This is a genomic window from Streptococcus sp. CL6.35 (assembly GCF_049737915.1).
Taxonomy (GTDB): domain Bacteria; phylum Bacillota; class Bacilli; order Lactobacillales; family Streptococcaceae; genus Streptococcus.
On the sequence record NZ_JBKOTU010000001.1, the window covers coordinates 157,017 to 177,300 of the forward strand.

Genomic DNA, 20,284 nt, shown 5'->3' on the forward strand with positions numbered 1-20,284 from the left:
TCCTCCTATTGGACCAATTGAGTGAAGTATTCTTCTAGGTTTTGACGAGCATAGTAAATCTCGTCAATGGCGACATCTGCCAAGGTTAATTCCTTAAGAATCTGTTTGACATCTTGTTCCTGACCAAAGATGTGAATTTCATTTTCTGGATTAACAACCTTGAACTGGAGCTGGATTTGTTCTTTTAATACTTGACAAGCTTTCTCTTGGTCGGCTGTCTTAAGCACAATATAATCCTCACTTAGTGTTTCAAATTCAGCTTTGCTGATTTCACGGATAATCTTACCTTGATCTAAAATACCAAAGCGATTTGCTACGAGATAGAGTTCTGACAAGATATGGCTAGAGATGAGAATGGTGATTCCTTTTTCTTGATTGAGCCGTTGAATCATCAGACGAAATTCTTTGATACCAATTGGGTCAAGTCCGTTGATAGGTTCATCTAAGATCAGGAAGTCTGGTTTCGATAGGAGGGCAATGGCGATGCCAAGTCTTTGTTTCATTCCTAGAGAGAAATCACGAAAGACTTTCTTACCTGTATCTGGCAAACCTACATAATCCAGGGTTTCTCGAATGACTTGATCAGCATTTGGAATATGACGAATCATACAATAATAATTCAAATTTTGATAGGCTGTTAAGTGATTATGTGCTACGGGTGATTCGATAACAGAACCTACTCGAGATAGAGCCCTGGTCCACTCATTTTCCGATTGACTAGAAAAGAGGGAAACAGTTCCTCTATCTGCAAACAGTAGTTGTGTAATGATTTTTATCAATGTGGTTTTCCCAGCTCCGTTCTTCCCGATAAGTCCATAAATATCTCCCTCTCTTATCGTTAGATGAAGATCCTGAAGAATAGCTTGTTTGTCAAAGTTTTTGGACAATCCATGAATGTCAAGTACTGTTTTCATGATTCTCTCCTTTTGATTTATTTTGATAACTTTAGTATAGAGCATAGAAATCAAAGAAAGCTCAAGGATTTCTAAAGAGTTTCTAAAGTTTTAGGAATTATTAAATATCAAAACCCAGTTGACACAAACTGGGCTTCTTAATTATAAAATATACTTCTCAATGGCACGCGCAACGCCGTCTTCTTCGTTGCTGGCTGTAACATCATCAGCTAGGGATTTGACATAATCGCTGGCATTTCCCATTGCAACACCAAGCCCAGCAAACTGGAGCATTTCGATATCGTTATTGGCATCGCCCATAGCCATGATTTCTGCGGAATCAATCTTCAAAATCTCTGCTAGTCGAGAAAGAGCAGTAGCCTTTGTTGTTCCAAGTGGCATGGCTTCATAAATAACAGGCTGCGAACGAACACCGCTAAATCGTTGGCAAAGCTCCTCAGCAAAACTCTGCTCAAAATCGTCTGTTTGGCTCTCTGTTCCTAAAAACATACCTTGGAACATACGAAACTTGCCACTGGTTGCTTCTTCAAGAGAAATTTCAGTCAGGTCTGAAAAGACCAGCTTGGCATCATTTTGAACAATTTCATTAGGCTTACCACCGAGGACAAAATAATGCTCCTCATCAAAAAGAGTCAACTGAACATCACTTTTTTCAGCTAGGTCATAGAGATATTCGATGTCTGCTGGACTAAGTTCTTGCCAGTCAACTAGTCCCCAGTCACTTGTCTGGTGAGTTGAACAACCGTTATTGACAATGACATACTCATTCTGGAGGTCGAGTCCCAATTTTTTGTAGTAGGGGAGGACACCGAAAAGCGGGCGACCTGTACAGAGAACCAGTTTGACACCTTTTTCAATAGCTTGGTGAATAGCAGTAATGTGAGCTTGTGGGATTTCCTTGGCTTCATTGAGGAGGGTTCCGTCCATATCCAAGGCTAGTAGTTTAATCATAGGTCTTCCTTCTTTTTCTTTTGGTATTATTATAGCATATTTTGGAGGAAAGGAGGAGGAATCTTCGGGCTAATCATGGTATAATAAAAGGTAATGAAAAATTCTAACGAGGCGGAGATGAAATTACTTTATACTGATATTCGGACTTCTTTGACAGAAATTCTAACTAGAGAGGCAGAAGAGTTAGTTGCTGCTGGCAAGCGGGTCTTTTACATCGCTCCCAACTCTCTTTCTTTTGAAAAGGAACGCGCCGTGCTGGAATGCTTGTCCCAGCAGGCTTCTTTTGCGATTACCGTCACGCGCTTTGCGCAGATGGCTCGTTACCTGATTTTGAATGACCTACCTGTCAAGACCAGTCTAGATGATATTGGTCTTGGGATGGTCTTTTACAGATGTCTTGCCGAACTTGATCCTAAGGATTTACGTGTTTATGGAGCTATCAAGCAGGATCCTCAATTTATCCAGCAGTTGATTGATTTTTATCATGAGATGACCAAATCTCAGATGAGTTTTTTGAACTTGGAGAGTTTGACGGATGAGGACAAGCGAGAAGACTTACTCTTGATTTTTGAGAAAGTAACGGCCTATCTTAACCAAGGGCAGTTAGCTCAGGGAAGTCAGTTGTCCCATTTGATTGAGGCTATTGAGAATAACAAAGTTAGTAGTGATTTTACTAAAATTGCCTTGGTTATTGATGGATTTACTCGTTTTTCTGGTGAGGAAGAGCGAATTGTGGACCTACTTCATAGCAAGGGTGTTGAGATTGTTATTGGGGCTTATGCTAGTAAGAAAGCTTATACCAGTCCCTTTAGCGAGGGCAATCTCTATCAAGCCAGCGTGGAGTTTCTCCATCATTTAGCTGCTAAATACCAAACGCCTGCTCAAGACCGTTCTAAAACTCATGAGAAGATAGATAGTTTTGACAAGGCCTCTCGTTTGTTGGAGTCTTCTTATGACTTTTCAGAACTCGCTTTGGATGTCGATGAGAAAGACCGTGAAAACTTACAAATCTGGTCTTGTTTGACGCAAAAAGAAGAGTTGGAGTTGGTAGCCCGTAGCATCCGTCAGAAATTACATGCCAATCCAGACCTGAGTTACAAGCATTTCCGTATTCTCTTAGGTGATGTGCCTTCTTATCAATTATCTCTAAAAACGATTTTTGACCAGTATCAGATTCCTTTCTATCTTGGTAGAAGCGAATCCATGGCTCATCATCCCTTGACACAGTTTGTCGAATCTATTTTAGCTTTAAAACGCTATCGTTTCCGTCAGGAAGATTTGATTAACCTTCTCAGAACTGGTTTGTATACCGACCTTAGTCAGGCTGATATTGATGCTTTTGAGCAATATATCCGCTATCTTGGTATCAATGGCTTGCCAGCCTTTCAGCAAGCCTTCACCAAATTCCACCATGGAAAATTTAATTTGGAACGTTTAAATGCTCTTCGTCTGCGTATTTTAACCCCTCTTGAGACTCTTTTTGCTAGCCGAAAACAAAAGGCTGAAAATCTCTTGCAAAAGTGGAACTCTTTTCTAAAAGAAGGAGCTGTGACCAAGCAGCTCCAAGATTTGACAGCCACTATGGAAGCTCTTGATCAGGAAAGACAGACTGAAGTTTGGAAAGCCTTCTGTCATGTTTTAGAACAATTTGCGACTGTTTTTGCTGGTTCGCAAGTTAATCTAGAGGACTTTCTAGCCTTGCTCCATTCTGGAATGAGCCTATCTCAGTATCGCACCATTCCAGCAACAGTGGACACTGTCCTGGTGCAGAGTTACGATTTGATTGCACCCTTAACGGCTGACTTTGTCTACGCCATTGGGCTAACACAGGACAATTTACCAAAAATTGCCCAAAATACCAGTCTTTTGACAGACGAAGAAAGACAGAGACTAAACCAAGCGACAGAAGATGGGGCACAATTGCTGATTGCCAGCAGTGAAAATCTCAAGAAAAATCGCTATACTATGCTTTCCTTGGTCAATTCTGCTCGTAAGCAGTTGGTCTTGTCGGCTCCAAGCCTTTTTAACGAAAGTGAAAGCAAGGAATCTGCCTATCTTCAAGAGTTGGTCAATTTTGGATTTAGGCGGAAAGAGAAGAGGATGAATCACAAAGGGCTGTCTAAGGAAGATATGGGGTCCTATCACAGTCTTTTGTCCAGTCTGGTTGCCTATCACCAGCAGGGCGAGACGAGTGATACTGAGCAAGATTTGACCTTTGTCAAGGTTCTTGCGCGTGTGATGGGTAAAAAACTAGAACAGCAAGGTCTGGAAAATCCAGCCCTCCCAATCAGTCCAAGCAGTAAGCAGTTGACCAAGGATACCTTACAGGCTCTCTATCCAGCTGACAAGGAATTTTACCTGTCTACGTCTGGTTTGACGGAGTTTTACCGAAACCAATACAGTTATTTCCTCCGCTACGTTTTAGGCTTGCAAGAGGAATTACGTCTACGTCCTGATGCCCGCAGTCATGGGAATTTCTTACACCGCATTTTTGAACGCGCCTTGCAGTTGCCTGACGAAGATTCCTTTGACAAACGTTTAGAACAAGCTATCCAAGAAACCAGTCAAGAACGCGAATTTGAAGCCATTTATCAAGAAAGTTTGGAAGCCCAGTTTACCAAAGAAGTTTTGCTTGATGTTGCACGGACGACTGGTCACATTCTCCGCCATAATCCAGCCATCGAAACCATCAAAGAAGAAGCAAATTTCGGTGGGAAAGAGCAAGCCTTTATTCAATTGGATAATGGGCGCAGTGTCTTTGTACGAGGTAAGGTTGACCGCATTGACCGATTGAAAGCTGATGGGGCGATAGGAGTAGTAGACTACAAGTCTAGTCTAACTCAGTTCCAGTTTCCTCATTTCTTTAATGGGCTCAATTCCCAGTTGCCAACCTATCTAGCTGCCCTAAAAAGAGAAGGGGAGCAGAACTTTTTCGGTGCCATGTACTTGGAAATGGCTGAGCCTGTCCAATCTCTGATGGCCGTTAAAAGTCTGGCAGGTGCAGTAGTAGAAGCTAGCAAGTCAATGAAATACCAAGGCCTCTTTTTAGAAAAAGAAAGCAGTCATTTGGGTGAATTTTACAATAAAAACAAGGCTAATCAGCTGACAGATGAGGAATTCCAGCTCCTGCTGGACTACAATGCCCAACTTTACAAGAAAGCAGCTGAGAAAATTTTAGCAGGTCAGTTCGCCATTAATCCTTATACTGAAAATGGCAGAAGTATTGCACCGTATGTTCAGCAACATCAAGCCATCACCGGATTTGAAGCCAATTACCACTTGGGCCAAGCCCGTTTCCTAGAAAAGTTGGACTTAACTGATGGCAAGCGTCTGGTCGGAGAAAAACTCAAGCAAGCTTGGTTTGAAAAAATAAGAGAGGAGTTGAATCGATGAAGCCCATTCCCTTTTTAACTGAGGAGGAAATTCAAAAACTTCAAGAAGCAGAAGCGCATTCGAGCAAGGAACAAAAGAAAACTGCCGAGCAAATTGAAGCTATCTACACTTCTGGCCAGAATATCCTGGTCTCAGCATCGGCTGGCTCTGGGAAGACTTTTGTCATGGCCGAGCGTATTCTGGACCAATTGGCGCGTGGTGTCGAAATTTCTCAACTCTTTATCTCAACCTTTACCGTCAAGGCTGCGACTGAACTTAAAGAACGTTTGGAGAAAAAAATCAGCCAACAAATCCAAGAAAGCGATGACATTGACCTCAAACAACACTTGGGCCGCCAGTTGGCAGACCTACCCAACGCAGCCATCGGAACCATGGACTCTTTCACACAAAAATTCCTTGGCAAACATGGCTATCTGATTGATATTGCGCCTAATTTCAGGATTTTACAAAACCAAAGCGAGCAACTTCTTATAAAAAACGAAGTCTTTCATGAGGTCTTTGAAGCCCATTACCAAGGTAAACAGAAAGAAACCTTTAGTCATTTGCTGAAAAACTTTGCTGGACGTGGAAAAGATGAACGGGGGCTATGCCAGCAAGTCTATAAAATCTATGACTTCCTCCAATCCACCAGCAATCCTCAGAAATGGCTGAGTGAATCTTTCCTCAAAGGCTTTGAGAAAGCTGATTTTACCAGTGAAAAAGAAAGATTGACTGAGCAAATCAAACAAGCCCTTTGGGATTTGGAAAGCTTTTTTCGTTATCATCTGGATAATGATGCCAAGGAGTTTCCAAAGGCAGCCTATTTAGAAAATGTTCAGTTGATTCTGGATGAAATTGGCTCCCTAAATCAGGAGTCCGATAGTCAGGCTTATCAGGCAGTACTTGCGCGTGTTGTCGCAATTTCGAAAGAGAAAAATGGTCGAGCTCTGACCAATGCCAGTCGTAAGGCTGATTTGAAGCCGCTGGTCGATGCCTACAACGAAGAGAGAAAGACTCAGTTTGCTAAACTAGGACAACTGTCAGACCAGATAACCATTCTCGACTATCAAGAACGTTATCATGGAGATACATGGGAACTAGCTAAAACCTTCCAAGCCTTCATGAGTGATTTTGTAGAAGCTTATCGTCAGCGCAAACGTCAGGAAAATGCCTTTGAATTCGCTGATATTAGCCATTACACCATTGAGATTTTAGAGAATTTCCCACAAGTTCGTCAGGATTATCAGGAGCGCTTCCATGAAGTCATGGTCGATGAGTATCAGGATACCAACAATATTCAAGAACGGATGCTGGAATTACTTTCTAATGGACACAATCGCTTTATGGTGGGAGATATCAAGCAGTCTATCTATCGTTTCCGTCAGGCAGATCCGCAGATTTTCAATGAAAAGTTCCAACGCTATGCGCAAAATCCAAAAGAGGGCAAGCTCATTCTCCTCAAAGAAAATTTCCGTAGTAGTTCAGAAGTGCTATCAGCAACCAATGATGTTTTTGAACGCCTTATGGACCAAGAGGTCGGCGAAATCAACTATGATAACATGCACCAGCTTGTTTTTGCCAATACCAAACTGACTCCTAATCCAGACAACAAGGCAGAATTTCTCATCTACGATAAGGACGACACAAGTGAGGAAGAAGAGGGGCAGGCAGAAACGAAACTAACAGGCGAAATGCGCCTGGTTATCAAGGAAATCCTTAAACTACATAAGGAACAAGGTGTTTCCTTTAAAGAAATCGCCCTTCTGACCTCCAGTCGCAGTCGTAATGACCAGATCCTTCTCGCCCTGTCTGAGTACGGAATTCCTGTCAAAACTGACGGAGAGCAAAACAATTATCTTCAATCCCTAGAAGTGCAAGTCATGCTAGACACCCTTCGTGTCATTCACAATCCTCTTCAAGACTATGCCTTGGTTGCCCTTATGAAGTCTCCTATGTTTGGCTTTGATGAGGACGAGTTAGCACGTTTTTCCCTTCAGAAAGCAGAGGATAAAGTCCACGAAAATCTCTATGAGAAACTAGTAAATGCTCAAAAACAGGTAAGTAGCCAAAAAGTCTTGATTCACTCAGCTCTAGCTGAGAAACTAAAGCAATTCATGGATATCTTGGCCTCTTGGCGCTTGTACGCCAAAACCCACTCCCTCTATGACTTGATTTGGAAGATTTACAATGACCGTTTTTATTATGATTATGTTGGAGCTTTGCCAAATGGTCCTGCTAGACAGGCCAATCTCTATGCCCTAGCACTGCGTGCTGATCAATTTGAAAAGAGCAATTTCAAGGGTTTGTCGCGTTTTATTCGTATGATTGATCAGGTTTTAGAAGCCCAGCACGATTTGGCAAGCGTGGCTGTCGCACCGCCAAAAGATGCAATAGAGCTCATGACCATTCACAAGAGTAAAGGGCTGGAGTTTCCTTACGTCTTTATTCTCAATATGGATCAAGATTTCAACAAGCAAGACTCTATGTCAGAAGTCATTCTCAGTCGTAAAAATGGACTAGGTGTCAAGTATATTGCCAAGATGGAGACAGGAGCAGTGGAAGCCTACTACCCTAAAACCATCAAACTCTCCATTCCTAGTCTGACCTATAGACAGAACGAAGAAGAATTACAGCTGGCAAGCTACTCAGAGCAGATGCGTCTGCTGTATGTTGCCATGACGAGGGCTGAGAAAAAGCTCTATCTTGTCGGTAAGGGATCTCGTGAAAAGCTGGAAGCCAAGGAATACCCAGCAGCTAAAAATGGGAAACTAAATAGCAATACTAGGCTTCAAGCCAAGAATTTCCAAGATTGGCTTTGGGCTATCAGCAAAGTATTTTCTAAGGACAATCTCAACTTTAGTTATCGTTTTGTTGGCGAAGATCAGCTGACTAGAGAAGCCATCGGGGAGTTGAAAATCAAGAGTCCTCTCCAAGATAGCTCTCAAGCAGACATCCGCCAGTCTGAAACTATCAAAGAAGCTCTGGAAATGCTGAAAGAGGTAGAAGTCTATAATACTCTTCACCGCGCAGCTATTGAATTGCCAAGTGTTCAAACCCCAAGTCAAATCAAGAAATTCTACGAACCAGTTATGGATATGGAAGGTGTCGAGATTGCAGGTCAAGGTCAGTCAGTAGACAAGAAAATCAGCTTTGATTTGCCAGATTTTTCAACCAAAGAAAAGGTAACAGGAGCTGAGATTGGTAGTGCCACCCACGAACTCATGCAGAGAATGGACCTCAGCCAGCAACCAACCCTTGCTAGCCTGACAGAAACTCTTAAACAAGTTCAAACCAGCCCAGCTGTCAGAGACAAGATCAATCTTGCTAAAATTCTTGCATTCTTTGACACAGCACTCGGTCAGGAAATTATCTCTAATACCGACCATCTTTATCGCGAGCAACCTTTCTCCATGCTCAAACGAGACCAAAAGAGTCAGGAAGACTTTGTTGTCCGTGGTATCCTTGATGGCTATCTACTTTACGAAGACAAAATTGTTCTGTTCGACTATAAGACAGACCGCTATGATGAACCAAGTCAACTCATAGACCGTTATCGTGGTCAATTAGCCCTATACGGAGAGGCTTTATCTCGAGCCTATTCGATTGAAAATATTGACAAATACTTGATTTTACTCGGTAAAGACGAGGTTCAAGTTGTAAAAGTATAATTTATACTCTTCGAAAATCTCTCAAACTACGTCAGCTTCACCTTGCCGTATATATGTGACTGACTTTGTCAGTCTTATCTACAACCTCAAAGCAGTGTTTTGAGCTGACTTCGGCAGTTATATCCGCAACCTCAAAGCAGTGCTTTGAGCAACCTGGGGCTAGTTTCCTAGTTTGCCCTTTGATTTTCATTGAGTATTAGAAAGGAGACCTCATGACACTTCCAGTTAGAAAATCCCTACATGATGCGGTTTTACAGGCTTCAAAAGCTGATACTTGGGAACAAGCTACCAAGGAATGGAATGAAGTTTCCTTGATTTTTAACGGTATCGGCCGTAGCAATTGCGTCTGTGGGAATGCCATCAAATACGCCTACGAACTCTTTAACGGAGTCACAGGCCAACGCCTCTTTCCAATTGGTAGCGATTGTGTTCGTCATTTTCATCGATTGTCCCTTGACCAGCAATTGGAAGAGGAAGAAAAACTACTCAGAAAGGTTGAAAATCTAACCAGAAAAGCCCAGAAAAAGGAAAAAATAAAGGTCAATAAAAGTGACTTTGACGAGCGCCTTCTAAAATGGCTCTGGGAAAAAGGTGTTTTCAAGCCTAATCGTGGTAATCAATTCTCACCTGAGAGAGACTACCAGCTTTTCCTAGAAGTCTTTCAAGGTGGCAGTTGGACCAAGGCTGAGCCTAAGAAGAAGGCTCGTATGGAGGAAGTCCTTGAAAAGTGTATCAAACCCTTTTTACTTGGAAAACCAGATGATCAACTCTACCTTGTCAAGCTAGGCAAGGAGAAAATTGACTACGAACAAGAACTCCGTATCCAGGCAGAGAAAGAGCGCAAGAAGAGGGATAAAATCGCCAAGCAATATGCAGATAATCTGGTCCTAGCCATGGGCCCAGCAGAGCGTGCCTATCAAGATTATTTTGGTTTTACAGAAACCCTGACTCAAGAAGAACGCAAATGGGAGAAAATTCTTTTTGGTAAAAATAGAACAGAACGGGCCATCAAGGCCAAACAATATCAAAAAGAGCTGGAAAAAGACCAACGAATTGCGAGTCAGGATCCAGTTGAAAGAAAACAGAAGCAGACTTGGCTCCTCAATTCCTATTTTCGTGACCTTCCTGAAGAAAAATCCCGATTTGCTCGACTCTTATTAGAATATCGAAAAAGTGGAGAAGTTCCCTTTTCAACCCAATACCTGTCAGATCATCTCATCAACTTTTTCTATAAAATGAAAGCTTTTGAGTTTGAAATCTCACCAGAACAAGTCCGAGACTTCTTAAAAGAAAGCCTTCAGACAGAACATCTATCCTCAGCACAAGAAAGCTGGATAGATGGAATTCTTCTCAACTGCATCAAACCATTTTTAGAACGATTATTGATATAAGTAACACCTGCCGTGGAAATGCCATGGTAGGTGTTAGTTTTAATAGTCAGTGTCATTATTATTCTCAACAGATTTATTCGAAAACAAAACACGCTTATTGATATATGCTTTATTATACTGGATAACTTTTAAAATATTATGAGAGACTTAATTATAAGTAGCTTATTTTAATGTTTCGTAGTATAATAACATCAGGAAAACAAACTGTATAAACCAATATTTATAGGTTATTCTAAATACTTATATATAAATGCAGGAATTATTTATTACAGTAACTAAAACTCTATTATATAAGGAAATATTACATGATTGATATCCACTCTCACATTGTTTTTGGTGTAGATGATGGACCAAGCACAATTGAAGAAAGCCTAGCTCTTCTGAAAGAAGCTTTTTCACAGGGAGTTCGTACAATTGTATCCACTTCACATCGTCGTAAAAATATGTTTGAAACTCCAGAAGATACAATTATGACCAACTTTAAAGAGGTTCAAGCACTTGCTAAGAAAGAACTGCCTGACTTAACTATTTTATATGGAGCTGAAATATACTTCACCCAAGATGCTCTTGACAAATTGGAAAGCAAGCAGATTCCTACTCTGAACGATACACAATATGCTTTGATTGAATTCAGCCCGACCACCCCCTATTGGGAAATCCGCAATGCAGTAAATAAAGTTTTATTGTTAGGTATTAGACCTGTCATTGCCCATATTGAACGCTATGCTGAACTAGAAAAAAATGAAAAAAGAGTTAAAGAGCTGATAGATATGGGATGTTATACTCAAATAAATAGCTCGAGTGTTCTTAAGCCTAAAATATTCGGGGATAAGTATCGCTTACTCAAAAAAAGAGCTCAGTATTTTCTATCCTATAATCTAGTTCACTGTGTGGCTAGCGATATGCATAATCTAAGCTCAAGACCACCATATATGAAGCAAGCATTTGACGTGATTAGTCATCAGTATGGAAAGGAAAGAGCGGAAGAATTATTTTTAGTGAATCCTCAGTTGATTATATCGAACAAAAATATTTAGCAACATTTAATTTAGGTGTATTTCCTGTATTTTAATCACGTAAGCTTGAAAATCTTATTTTTTTATGTTATATTGAACTGTATGATTTAATTCTTGGTAAATATACATATTTTTATTAGTTCTGACTTTTTTATACTCGGGACTATATATATATATATATATGCATCAACGTAGTGAGTGGCGCACGCATATATATGCGTGCGCCTTAGTTTTTCTAGGAGAATGATGCTTATGTATAGGAGAATTAAGAGAATTTTAGGTCTTCTAATTTCTATACCCTCATTACTATTAATTGTCCCAATTTGTTTAATAGCTTGTATCTTTATTGTAATCGAATCAAGTGGTAATCCTATTTATATACAAGAACGAATTGGTTTAAATGGACGAAGGTTTTCAATTTATAAACTCCGCTCCATGTATCAAGATGCTGAAAAGAACGGTCATAAATGGGCGAGCAAAAATGATACACGCATTACAAAAGTTGGACGTTTTATTCGTAAAACACGAATTGATGAATTACCACAAATTATCAATGTGATTAAAGGTGAGATGTCCATTATTGGGCCACGACCAGAAAGACCAGAGTTTATCAATGAATTTTTGAAAGATATCCCTAATTTTAATGAACGTTTAGCTGTTCGCCCAGGAATTACAGGTTGGGCTCAAGTAAATGGCGGTTATGAATTAACTCCTAAAGATAAATTAGTCTACGATCTATTCTATATCAATCACGAAAGTATCAAGTTAGATTTTCTTATACTATTAAAAACAATTAAAGTGATGGTTACTGGGAACGGCTCTAGATAGTTCTAAGAAAGCAAAAATAAATAAAAGGAAACAAACAATAATATGACTATTTTTAATAAAAATATTAATAGAGTTTTTTCTTTGATAAAAAGCAAACTACTATTTTTACTTCTATTTACTATAGTAGGGACGACAGCAGTTGGTCTATATACTGTTTTTATCATTTCTCCTATATACAGTGTATCCTCTAAGCTCATAATGAAGAACACTTCAAGCCAAACAAATGGGCAAAATAATGATGCGCAAACGATTGAAGCTATAAACCTCTTTCAAAAACAAGCTAAGACTTATTTAGAGATAGCAGATCTCCCCCCAGTAAAAGATGAAACCAATAAAGCATTAGGTTTGTCACCTGATGACATCGCTAAAATCAAATCGGTTAAATTAACGAATGACTCAGGATCTCAGTTGGTAACAGTAACAGTACGAGCGCTAGATCGAAACTTAGCAGAACGTTATATTAAAGAGTATGTGTCTCAGTACAAGAAATTTACAGCAGATAGATTAGAGCGCGACAACTTGTCAGTTGTTACAGAAGCACTGGGAAGTGATTCTCCAGTTTATCCCGTTCTATGGAAGAATCTTCTTGTATCTATTCTAGTATTTTCTTTTGTAGGATTTAATGTTATTTTCCTCAAATATGTATTGAGTGATTCGATTGATTCTTACGAAGACTTGGAAGAGTTAGTGGGAACACCTGTTCTCGGGATGATTCCGACTATAGAGAGAAAGAGAAGAGGTGAGTGACATGCATATCGAAGTTATTCATAACAGTAAATCCATCGTAGCTGAGTCCTTTAGAACTTTAAGGAGTAATCTTCAGTTCTCAGAATTTGGAAAAAATATTAAAATTATTGTCGTTACAAGTGCCAATCCTAACGAAGGAAAGAGTGAAGTCAGTATCAATCTTGCTGCCTCATTGGCTCAACAAGGGAAAAAAGTGATTATCATAGACGCAGATATGCGTAAACCAACCCAACATAAATTAACAGAGGTAAGTAATACCGAGGGTCTCAGCACCTTCTTATTAAAAAGATCTGGTGTAGATTCCATTAATCATCTAACGATAAATGATGTGAATTTAGATGTACTGACTTCAGGACCTGTTCCGCCTAATCCTTCTGAGATGTTAGCTAGTTCTTCGATGGATGAAACACTTAAAGCATTTGAAGATTTTTATGACTATGTCATTATCGATACACCTCCCTTGCTAGCAGCAACTGATGCCCAAGTTTTAGCCAGTATTTCGGATGCTACCCTTCTGGTAGTAGATATCAAAAAATCAAAACGACGACAAATAATAGAAGCAAAAAGAAGATTAGACCATGTTGGAGCTAGACTACTTGGTGTGATAATGAATAAAATGGATTCACATAAAGACACCTATTATTACTATTATTAAACTAACTATTTGAAAGGCAGGAGAGAAAAAATGACAATCTATCTTTTAATGTTCGTCTATGTCTCTTTTCTTGCCTTTTTCTCATTGAAATATGAGGATAAAGCAAAAGAATTAGGTTTCCTTGTTCTTCCGACTTTTTTCTTTTTTTTAATCATTGCGGGTTTTCGTACTTCTAGCGTCGGAGGAGACTTAGGAACTTATATCCATATTTTTGAATCAAATAATATTCAGATTCCAGATTTATCACATTTATTTAGTTCTCGATTTGAAATTGGGTACTTACTGTTCACTATTTTTCTAAGAAACTTCAGTGATCATTATCCATTCCTCTTATTCGTATTTGCATTTCTGACCTTATTAAGTTGGTTTTTTGTTCTTTATAAGCATTCTAAAAATGTTTACATGAGTTTACTGATTTACTTCAGCTCGTTAGGACTCTTTTTTTATTCTTTATCAAATATCAGGCAAGGTCTGGCGATTGCTTTAAGTTTTTTAGGGTTTCACTACTTAGTAAAAAACAAGAAGATTTTAGCATGGGTATTTATCTTACTAACTCCCTTATTTCATACATCTGGTATCGTCTGCCTCTTGTTTTTCCCCCTTAAAAAAATCGTTTTAAATAAAAGAATATACCAATTTGTGTTCCTTGCATTTCTAATCATCTTACCTTTTATCAAACAAATTGCAACTATCTTTATTTCTTTCTTCCCTCAGTATACTTCCTATCTGGAATCATCATGGTTTTTGGAAAGCAATAAATGGGCACCTGTATTTTTAACAATTTGGTATGGTATCGTTCTGATCTTTGGTGAATTAGTGATTAGAAAACAGAAGTTATCGACTGAAGAAGAATTTATAAGAACTTTGTTCTTTATCTCCTTTTTATTTACTGCGTCAACTTTGCAAACAAGTCTTTTTGGCAGATTCGCACACTATTTTACCCCCTTTATTTGCCTATATATCCCTATGATTTTATCTAAAATAGGTGACAAAAAAGTTCAATGGATTTTATTTTATTTGATGATATTGGTTTACGCTTCAATCTTTCTAGTCATTGTTTATTTTAAAGCTGACTGGTACCATGTCGTTCCCTACCGTTCAGTTATTGTAGATTGGTTATTTGGAAATTAGGTTTAGGAGTTATAAAATGAAATTTTCAGTTCTAACGACAGTCTATAAAAAAGAGACTCCTACAAATTTAAGGAAAAGTTTACTAAGTTCTTATCAGCAGACCCTTAAACCGACAGAAATCATTTTAGTTTGTGATGGCGAATTGACTGAAGAGTTAGAAATAGAAATCCAAAAGTTGCAGAGAGAGATTCCGATTTTAAAAGTTTTTCATTTACCTGAAAATTTAGGCTCAGGACCAGCCTCTCTCTTTGGAGTCAATCAATGCCAAACAGAATTCATTGCTAGAATGGACAGTGATGATTATTCTCTAGAAACAAGGTTTGAAAAGCAAGCAGCAGCCTTTGAAAAAAATCCCAACCTCATCATGGTTGGTTCCAATATCCTAGAGAAAAATACAGAGTTTACCGCCTTAAAGAAAGTACCAGAAACTACAGCCGAAATTCGTCAATATTCGAAAATGAGAAATCCCTTTAATAATCCATCGAGTATGATGAAAAAAAAATATATCTTGAAGGCTGGTAATTATCGTAAGTTCCGCTATCTAGAGGATTATGACCTCACAATGAGATTGTTACACGATAATCCAACCAAGGATTTTTTGAATATCCAGGATCCCTTGGTTGTCATGCAGACTAACGATTCTAGCTATCTGCGTAGAGGCGGTTTCTTGTATGTAAAGACGGACTTTATGCTCCAATTAGATTTTTATCGTAGAAGAGACATTAGTCTAGTAGAATTTCTTAGAAATATTTTCCTTCGTAATGCGGTTCGAATTCTTCCGAATTCAGTTAGGAAATGGGTCTATAGGAAAAAAATGAGAGAAGATGTAGAGGTGGTTAGGAAGATATGAAGAGAGTCATTACATACGGAACATTTGATTTATTACATTACGGTCATATTAATCTTTTAAAAAGAGCAAAATCCTTGGGAGATTATTTGATTGTAGGATTATCCACCAATGAATTTAATAGACTAGAAAAAAATAAAGAATGTTATTTCGATTACGAAAAAAGAAAATCGCTATTAGAGGCTATCAGATATGTGGATCTTGTCATACCAGAAGAAAATTGGGATCAAAAAATCTCAGACATCGAAAAGTATCATGCTGATGTGTTTGTTATTGGAGATGATTGGCAGGGAAAATTTGATTATTTAAGTGATTTTGGAATAGAGGTTGTTTACCTATCACGAACAAAAGAAATTTCAACTTCTAAGATAAAGAATGATTTGAATCAAGGAAACTAGGATGAAATATCAGGTCATACATGTAACAGGTGGTGTAAGGAATACCATGAGTGGGGTACAAAGTTTTATCAAAAATCATATTCCAACTGATGATCAAGAGTTTGAATATATGGTTGGAGAGTCAAATGGAGAGGCTCATTTCCCATTTAATCAATACCTAGATGAAAAAGAAATCAAACGCATTGTATTTCCTGCCCTAAAGATTTCTAAATTATTTGCCTATGCGAGAGAGTGTCGTCAATTTTATGAAAATAATAAAATTGACATTCTTCATGTCCATAATCCTATAACTGCTTTTATACATAATTACTATGCTCGAAAAAATGGTGTTCCAGTTAGGATTTACCACAATCATAGTAGCCAATTTTCAGACACTTGGTTAAAAAGTATTCGCAATCAATTTTTGGTCTTTTTAGCTTTGAAAAATGCGACCCATCGAATCTCTTGTGGTCAATTAGCTGGATTGAAGATATTTGGAAAAAAAGAATTTCAAATCCTTCCAAATGCAATTGACATCAACAAGTATCGGTTTTCTCCAACTTTTCGAGAAGAAATTCGCAAAGAGTTTCATATAGCTGAACATCAAAAAGTAGTTGGGATGATTGGTATTTTAAATCCCTTCAAAAACCAGAGTTTTTTGATTGAAATTGCTAAAGAATTGCCTGATGTTACTTTTTTCTTTGTTGGTGAAGGACCAGATCGTTCAACTCTAGAAGGAAAAAGTAAGGAATTTAAGAATATTATCTTTACAGGAAAAAGAGAAGATGTTCATAAATTTTATTCAGCCTTTGATATTTTTGCCTTTCCTTCTTTGTATGAAGGTTTCCCAATCGTGCTGGTAGAAGCTCAGTGTTCCGGAGTCAATATTATCATGAATGAAACGATTGATCCGACAACTCAGATAGTTGGTGAACTCTGTACAGCTATGCCTCTAGATAAGGATAAATGGGTAAACTATATAGAAAAGGCGCCTTTCAAGGATAAGCAACGACAGCTGAATGAACATCTAAAGCGGTTTGACATTGAAGAAAATGTTCAAAATTTAAAAGAAATTTATAAGCAAGGTTTAAAAAGAGAATGATCAAGTATTTAAAACCCTTACTTTTTAAAGTAAGTGATTTTACTTATAAACTAAATAAAATTATTCCCAAGAAAAGGAATAGAATTGTTCTCTATTCTAACTGGGGATTTAGAGATAATCTTAGAACACTCTATCACTATTTAGTGGACAATGGCTATCACAAAGCATATGAAATCGTTTGTGCATCTAATGATTTTTATCATTTAGAAAAAGAACATGATGTAAAGTATGTTTCTATTTATCGAGGTTTCTTTTATTTTTTAACATCTAAATATTTTTTCTATTCATTTGGCAAGTATCCTATAAAACCTGCACCAAACCAGATGGTTGTCAACTTGTGGCATGGAATGCCCTTGAAAAAAATTGGGAATCTTGAAGTTGGAATGGAAAAAATTGACTATAATTTCTTTACAAAATTAGTCTCCTCTTCAGAATTATTTACTCCAATCATGAAAGCTGCTTTTAATGCTAAAGATGAGCAGATGCTTCTTGTTGGTAATATTCGGAATGATGAGCTCTTTAAAGAGAAAAAAGAGAAGAAGATCATTTGGATGCCAACTTATCGTAATTCTAAAAATTATCATGACAGCCAAGCAGCATTGATATTTTCTTTAGAAGAAGAGGATTTTCAAAACATTGAAGAACTACTCTCAAACTATGGGTATCAACTTTATATTAAACTTCACCCTCTTGAGGAATCTCAGTTACAATTCGAAATGAATTATTCGACCATTCATCTATTAACAGAAGAGATTATTAGTGAGCAGTATGAGACTTTATATACCTTTTTGGGAACAACAAGTGCATTAATTACTGATTATTCATCAGTATTTTTAGATTATTATTTATTAAATAGGCCAGTTGCATTTACCATTAATGATTATGAGGAATACAAAGAAAAACGTGGTTTTGTATTTGAAGATATCAAGAGTCTTATGGTGGGGAGTGTCATTCGTGATTCGCATGACTTAATAGAATTCCTAGAGAGTGTCATGAAATCTGAAGATATTCATATTGAAGAACGAAAAAAAATCAATAACAAGGTTAATGCCATTCAAAAAGATTTTACAAAGACTCTTTTGGATGAAATTGGATTAAAGATATAAGGTTAGGATAAAGAATGATTAGTGTAATCGTACCGGTTTATAATGTGGAAACTTATCTGGAAGAGTGTTTAGACAGCATTCAAAATCAAACATACACAAACCTTGAAGTCCTTTTAGTCAATGATGGTTCAACAGATGGCTCACAAGCTATTTGTGAGCATTATTGCCAAATAGATAAGCGTTTCCGATTAATGAATCAAACCAACCAAGGACAAAGTGTTGCACGAAATAATGGAGTAACAGCTTCGACAGGCGAGTTCATTGCTTTCGTGGATAGTGACGACATTATCCTAGCGAATTATTTAGAAACCTTAATGCAACATATGGGTGAAGACGTAGATATTGTAGAAAGTCAATTCACCGTACATAAAAAGGAATTCTTGGCAGAAAAGTCTCAAGATACAAAAATCCTTTTTGAGGGAAATTCTCAAGAAGCAGTAAAAATCTTTCCAAACCATGTTCTAAGTGTGAACCCAGTTACAAAACTCTATAGAAGATCAATCGTTGAAGCTGTTCCTTATTTAGAAGGGTTTATTTTTGAAGATATTTATAGCGGTATTGGGATGCTTAAATATATCCGAAAGATTGTGAAAATTGATTATGTAGGATATTATTACCGTCAACATCAGTCGAGTACTATGCATCGAACATTTACTGAAAAAAATTTAGACGTATTCGTAGTTTGTGACAAGTTAATAGAGTTGTATTCTGATAGTGAAGAACTTCTTCCTTATATTGGTAGCTTCTTAGTGGATATAGCAACTATGCATTATCAAGGTTATATCCGTAAAGGAAATCCATATGCAGAAGTCTATAATCAGAAATTGGCCGACTATGTAACTATCACCAAGAAAAATCCAGACTTGGCTAGAGCGTCACGTTTGATTAAGCTCTATAATATTTGCCCAAAATATTATAATTCAATTGTATTTCCAATCTATTACGCAATTTGGAAATTCAAAAATGGCATTAAAGAAGTAAAGCTCGATGAATAAAAATAAATGAGAAGGTAATTATTTTATGATTAGCGTTATCGTGCCCGTTTATAATGTAGAAGAATATTTAGAAGAATGTCTAGAAAGTATAAGGCATCAAACTTTCACTGATATTGAAGTGATACTAGTCAATGATGGCTCAATTGATAGTTCAAGGCAAATATGTGAACGATATTGTGAGAAAGATAATCGCTTTAAATTAATCAATCAAGAAAATCAAGGGCAAAGTGTTGCTCGCAACAATGGAGTAGCTGCTTCTACAAGTGAATTTATTACTTTTGTGGATAGCGATGATGTTATAAAAAGTGATATGTTACAACAATTAATGAATTATATGGACACAGGAATCGATGTTGTTGAATGTGATTTTACAGTAAATAAAGAAATATATAATATTAAAAATAGACAGTTGAAAATTGAGGAGTTTACTTCGTCAGAGGCACTAAAAAAATGTCTCGATATGGAGATAAAGTGGAATCCTGTAGCTAAATTGTACCGTCGAAAAATAGTAGAGGGGACTCCATTTTTAGAAAATTTAATTTATGAAGACTTGTATTCAGGAATTGTTTCATTACAGAATATTGAAAAAATGAGGAAAATTAACTACGTTGGTTACTATTATCGTATCCATTCTAGAAGTACTATGAGAAGAAAATTTGATAGTAAAAATTTAGATTTATTTAAAATTGGGGATTCTTTATTAGAAAAATTTAGTGAGGATAAATTATTACCATATATAGCTAAAGCACTCTTTTTAGTATGTATTGCTCATGTTGAATTATATAAAATTCGCCCTGGTCATCCTTATTTTAAGGAATACGACGAGAATCTAAAAAAATATATTGGAATTGCAAAAAAATCTTCAGAAGTTTTAAAAAACAGTAGATTATTACGATGGTATACTTTTTCTCCGAGATTATTTATTATAATTATATTTCCGCTTTATTTACATTATTTGGATATTCGTAATAAAATAAATTATACAAGGAATAAGTTTAATAGCTTTGTTTCTACTCGTTTGGTAAAAGATAAAGCTCAAAGTATCTTGTGAAATGTTGGAGTATGTACTTTAATAACCGAATTTATCATATTTGTAAATATTGATGATGTTAGTTCTAATTGATATTTTGAAGATATAAATAATTATAAGAATGAACATATTTATTTTGTATAACCTGTCCATA

At 37.2% G+C, this 20,284-nt stretch carries 16 protein-coding genes; 14 read left to right on the top strand and 2 right to left on the bottom strand.

The window, feature by feature from the left end; all coding sequences use genetic code 11:
* Positions 1-5: 5 nt before the first annotated feature.
* Together ACLNCP_RS00835 and ACLNCP_RS00840 are read right to left on the bottom strand one after the other, a co-directional pair.
* Positions 6-914 carry an ABC transporter ATP-binding protein gene (locus ACLNCP_RS00835; protein WP_424843884.1) on the bottom strand — a complete coding sequence of 303 codons (909 nt, stop codon included), beginning with the start codon at positions 912-914 and terminating at the stop codon, positions 6-8.
* 141 nt (positions 915-1,055) lie between these two features.
* A complete protein-coding gene (locus ACLNCP_RS00840; protein ID WP_424843885.1) occupies positions 1,056-1,865 on the bottom strand; it encodes a Cof-type HAD-IIB family hydrolase in 810 nt (269 codons plus the stop codon).
* Between the two features lie 117 nt (positions 1,866-1,982).
* On the opposite strand from ACLNCP_RS00840, the gene rexB reads away from it, so the two are divergent.
* From rexB to ACLNCP_RS00910, 14 genes are all read left to right on the top strand, one after another.
* Positions 1,983-5,258: an ATP-dependent nuclease subunit B gene (gene rexB, locus ACLNCP_RS00845; protein WP_424843886.1), complete on the top strand. Its 3,276-nt coding sequence runs from the start codon at positions 1,983-1,985 to the stop codon at positions 5,256-5,258.
* A complete protein-coding gene (addA, locus tag ACLNCP_RS00850; RefSeq protein WP_424843887.1) occupies positions 5,255-8,905 on the top strand; it encodes a helicase-exonuclease AddAB subunit AddA in 3,651 nt (1,216 codons plus the stop codon). Before rexB ends, addA begins: the two co-directional genes overlap by 4 nt.
* 212 nt (positions 8,906-9,117) lie before the next feature.
* A complete protein-coding gene (locus ACLNCP_RS00855) occupies positions 9,118-10,296 on the top strand; it encodes a hypothetical protein (protein ID WP_424843888.1) in 1,179 nt (392 codons plus the stop codon).
* A gap of 305 nt (positions 10,297-10,601) precedes the next feature.
* Entirely contained in the window at positions 10,602-11,333 is a 732-nt protein-coding gene (gene cps4B, locus ACLNCP_RS00860; RefSeq protein ID WP_424843889.1) for a capsular polysaccharide biosynthesis protein Cps4B, read from the top strand.
* A gap of 231 nt (positions 11,334-11,564) precedes the next feature.
* Complete coding sequence (locus ACLNCP_RS00865; RefSeq protein WP_261050985.1) at positions 11,565-12,140, top strand: sugar transferase; 576 nt, start codon at positions 11,565-11,567, stop codon at positions 12,138-12,140.
* Between the two features lie 198 nt (positions 12,141-12,338).
* Positions 12,339-12,887 (top strand): YveK family protein, encoded by a 549-nt coding sequence (locus ACLNCP_RS00870; protein ID WP_424843890.1) that lies wholly within the window; start codon positions 12,339-12,341, stop codon positions 12,885-12,887.
* A 1-nt stretch (position 12,888) separates the two neighbouring features.
* Positions 12,889-13,542: a CpsD/CapB family tyrosine-protein kinase gene (locus ACLNCP_RS00875; RefSeq protein WP_203213488.1), complete on the top strand. Its 654-nt coding sequence runs from the start codon at positions 12,889-12,891 to the stop codon at positions 13,540-13,542.
* A gap of 30 nt (positions 13,543-13,572) precedes the next feature.
* A complete protein-coding gene (locus ACLNCP_RS00880) occupies positions 13,573-14,673 on the top strand; it encodes an EpsG family protein (protein ID WP_424843891.1) in 1,101 nt (366 codons plus the stop codon).
* 16 nt (positions 14,674-14,689) lie between these two features.
* Positions 14,690-15,523, top strand: a complete 834-nt coding sequence (locus ACLNCP_RS00885) for a glycosyltransferase (RefSeq protein ID WP_049544613.1) — start codon at positions 14,690-14,692, stop codon at positions 15,521-15,523.
* The gene (gene tagD, locus ACLNCP_RS00890) at positions 15,520-15,918 is read left to right on the top strand and encodes a glycerol-3-phosphate cytidylyltransferase (protein WP_424843892.1); all 399 of its coding nucleotides are present in this window, start codon (positions 15,520-15,522) and stop codon (positions 15,916-15,918) included. The genes ACLNCP_RS00885 and tagD overlap by 4 nt, the downstream gene beginning before the upstream one ends.
* A 1-nt stretch (position 15,919) precedes the next feature.
* Positions 15,920-16,999 (top strand): glycosyltransferase, encoded by a 1,080-nt coding sequence (locus tag ACLNCP_RS00895; RefSeq protein WP_424843893.1) that lies wholly within the window; start codon positions 15,920-15,922, stop codon positions 16,997-16,999.
* A complete protein-coding gene (locus ACLNCP_RS00900; RefSeq protein WP_424843894.1) occupies positions 16,996-18,105 on the top strand; it encodes a CDP-glycerol glycerophosphotransferase family protein in 1,110 nt (369 codons plus the stop codon). Before ACLNCP_RS00895 ends, ACLNCP_RS00900 begins: the two co-directional genes overlap by 4 nt.
* A gap of 14 nt (positions 18,106-18,119) precedes the next feature.
* On the top strand, positions 18,120-19,100 hold the full coding sequence (locus ACLNCP_RS00905) for a glycosyltransferase (protein WP_261052412.1): 981 nt from the start codon (positions 18,120-18,122) through the stop codon (positions 19,098-19,100).
* A 25-nt stretch (positions 19,101-19,125) separates the two neighbouring features.
* Positions 19,126-20,151, top strand: a complete 1,026-nt coding sequence (locus ACLNCP_RS00910) for a glycosyltransferase (RefSeq protein ID WP_261052413.1) — start codon at positions 19,126-19,128, stop codon at positions 20,149-20,151.
* Positions 20,152-20,284: the final 133 nt, after the last annotated feature.

Bases quoted from the DNA above. Each gene is read 5' to 3' on its own strand.
- ACLNCP_RS00835 (WP_424843884.1), bottom strand. From the start codon at position 914: ATGAAAACAGTACTTGACATTCATGGATTGTCCAAAAACTTTGACAAA.
- ACLNCP_RS00840 (WP_424843885.1), bottom strand. From the start codon at position 1,865: ATGATTAAACTACTAGCCTTGGATATGGACGGAACCCTCCTCAATGAA.
- rexB (WP_424843886.1), top strand. From the start codon at position 1,983: ATGAAATTACTTTATACTGATATTCGGACTTCTTTGACAGAAATTCTA.
- addA (WP_424843887.1), top strand. From the start codon at position 5,255: ATGAAGCCCATTCCCTTTTTAACTGAGGAGGAAATTCAAAAACTTCAA.
- ACLNCP_RS00855 (WP_424843888.1), top strand. From the start codon at position 9,118: ATGACACTTCCAGTTAGAAAATCCCTACATGATGCGGTTTTACAGGCT.
- cps4B (WP_424843889.1), top strand. From the start codon at position 10,602: ATGATTGATATCCACTCTCACATTGTTTTTGGTGTAGATGATGGACCA.
- ACLNCP_RS00865 (WP_261050985.1), top strand. From the start codon at position 11,565: ATGTATAGGAGAATTAAGAGAATTTTAGGTCTTCTAATTTCTATACCC.
- ACLNCP_RS00870 (WP_424843890.1), top strand. From the start codon at position 12,339: ATGAAGAACACTTCAAGCCAAACAAATGGGCAAAATAATGATGCGCAA.
- ACLNCP_RS00875 (WP_203213488.1), top strand. From the start codon at position 12,889: ATGCATATCGAAGTTATTCATAACAGTAAATCCATCGTAGCTGAGTCC.
- ACLNCP_RS00880 (WP_424843891.1), top strand. From the start codon at position 13,573: ATGACAATCTATCTTTTAATGTTCGTCTATGTCTCTTTTCTTGCCTTT.
- ACLNCP_RS00885 (WP_049544613.1), top strand. From the start codon at position 14,690: ATGAAATTTTCAGTTCTAACGACAGTCTATAAAAAAGAGACTCCTACA.
- tagD (WP_424843892.1), top strand. From the start codon at position 15,520: ATGAAGAGAGTCATTACATACGGAACATTTGATTTATTACATTACGGT.
- ACLNCP_RS00895 (WP_424843893.1), top strand. From the start codon at position 15,920: ATGAAATATCAGGTCATACATGTAACAGGTGGTGTAAGGAATACCATG.
- ACLNCP_RS00900 (WP_424843894.1), top strand. From the start codon at position 16,996: ATGATCAAGTATTTAAAACCCTTACTTTTTAAAGTAAGTGATTTTACT.
- ACLNCP_RS00905 (WP_261052412.1), top strand. From the start codon at position 18,120: ATGATTAGTGTAATCGTACCGGTTTATAATGTGGAAACTTATCTGGAA.
- ACLNCP_RS00910 (WP_261052413.1), top strand. From the start codon at position 19,126: ATGATTAGCGTTATCGTGCCCGTTTATAATGTAGAAGAATATTTAGAA.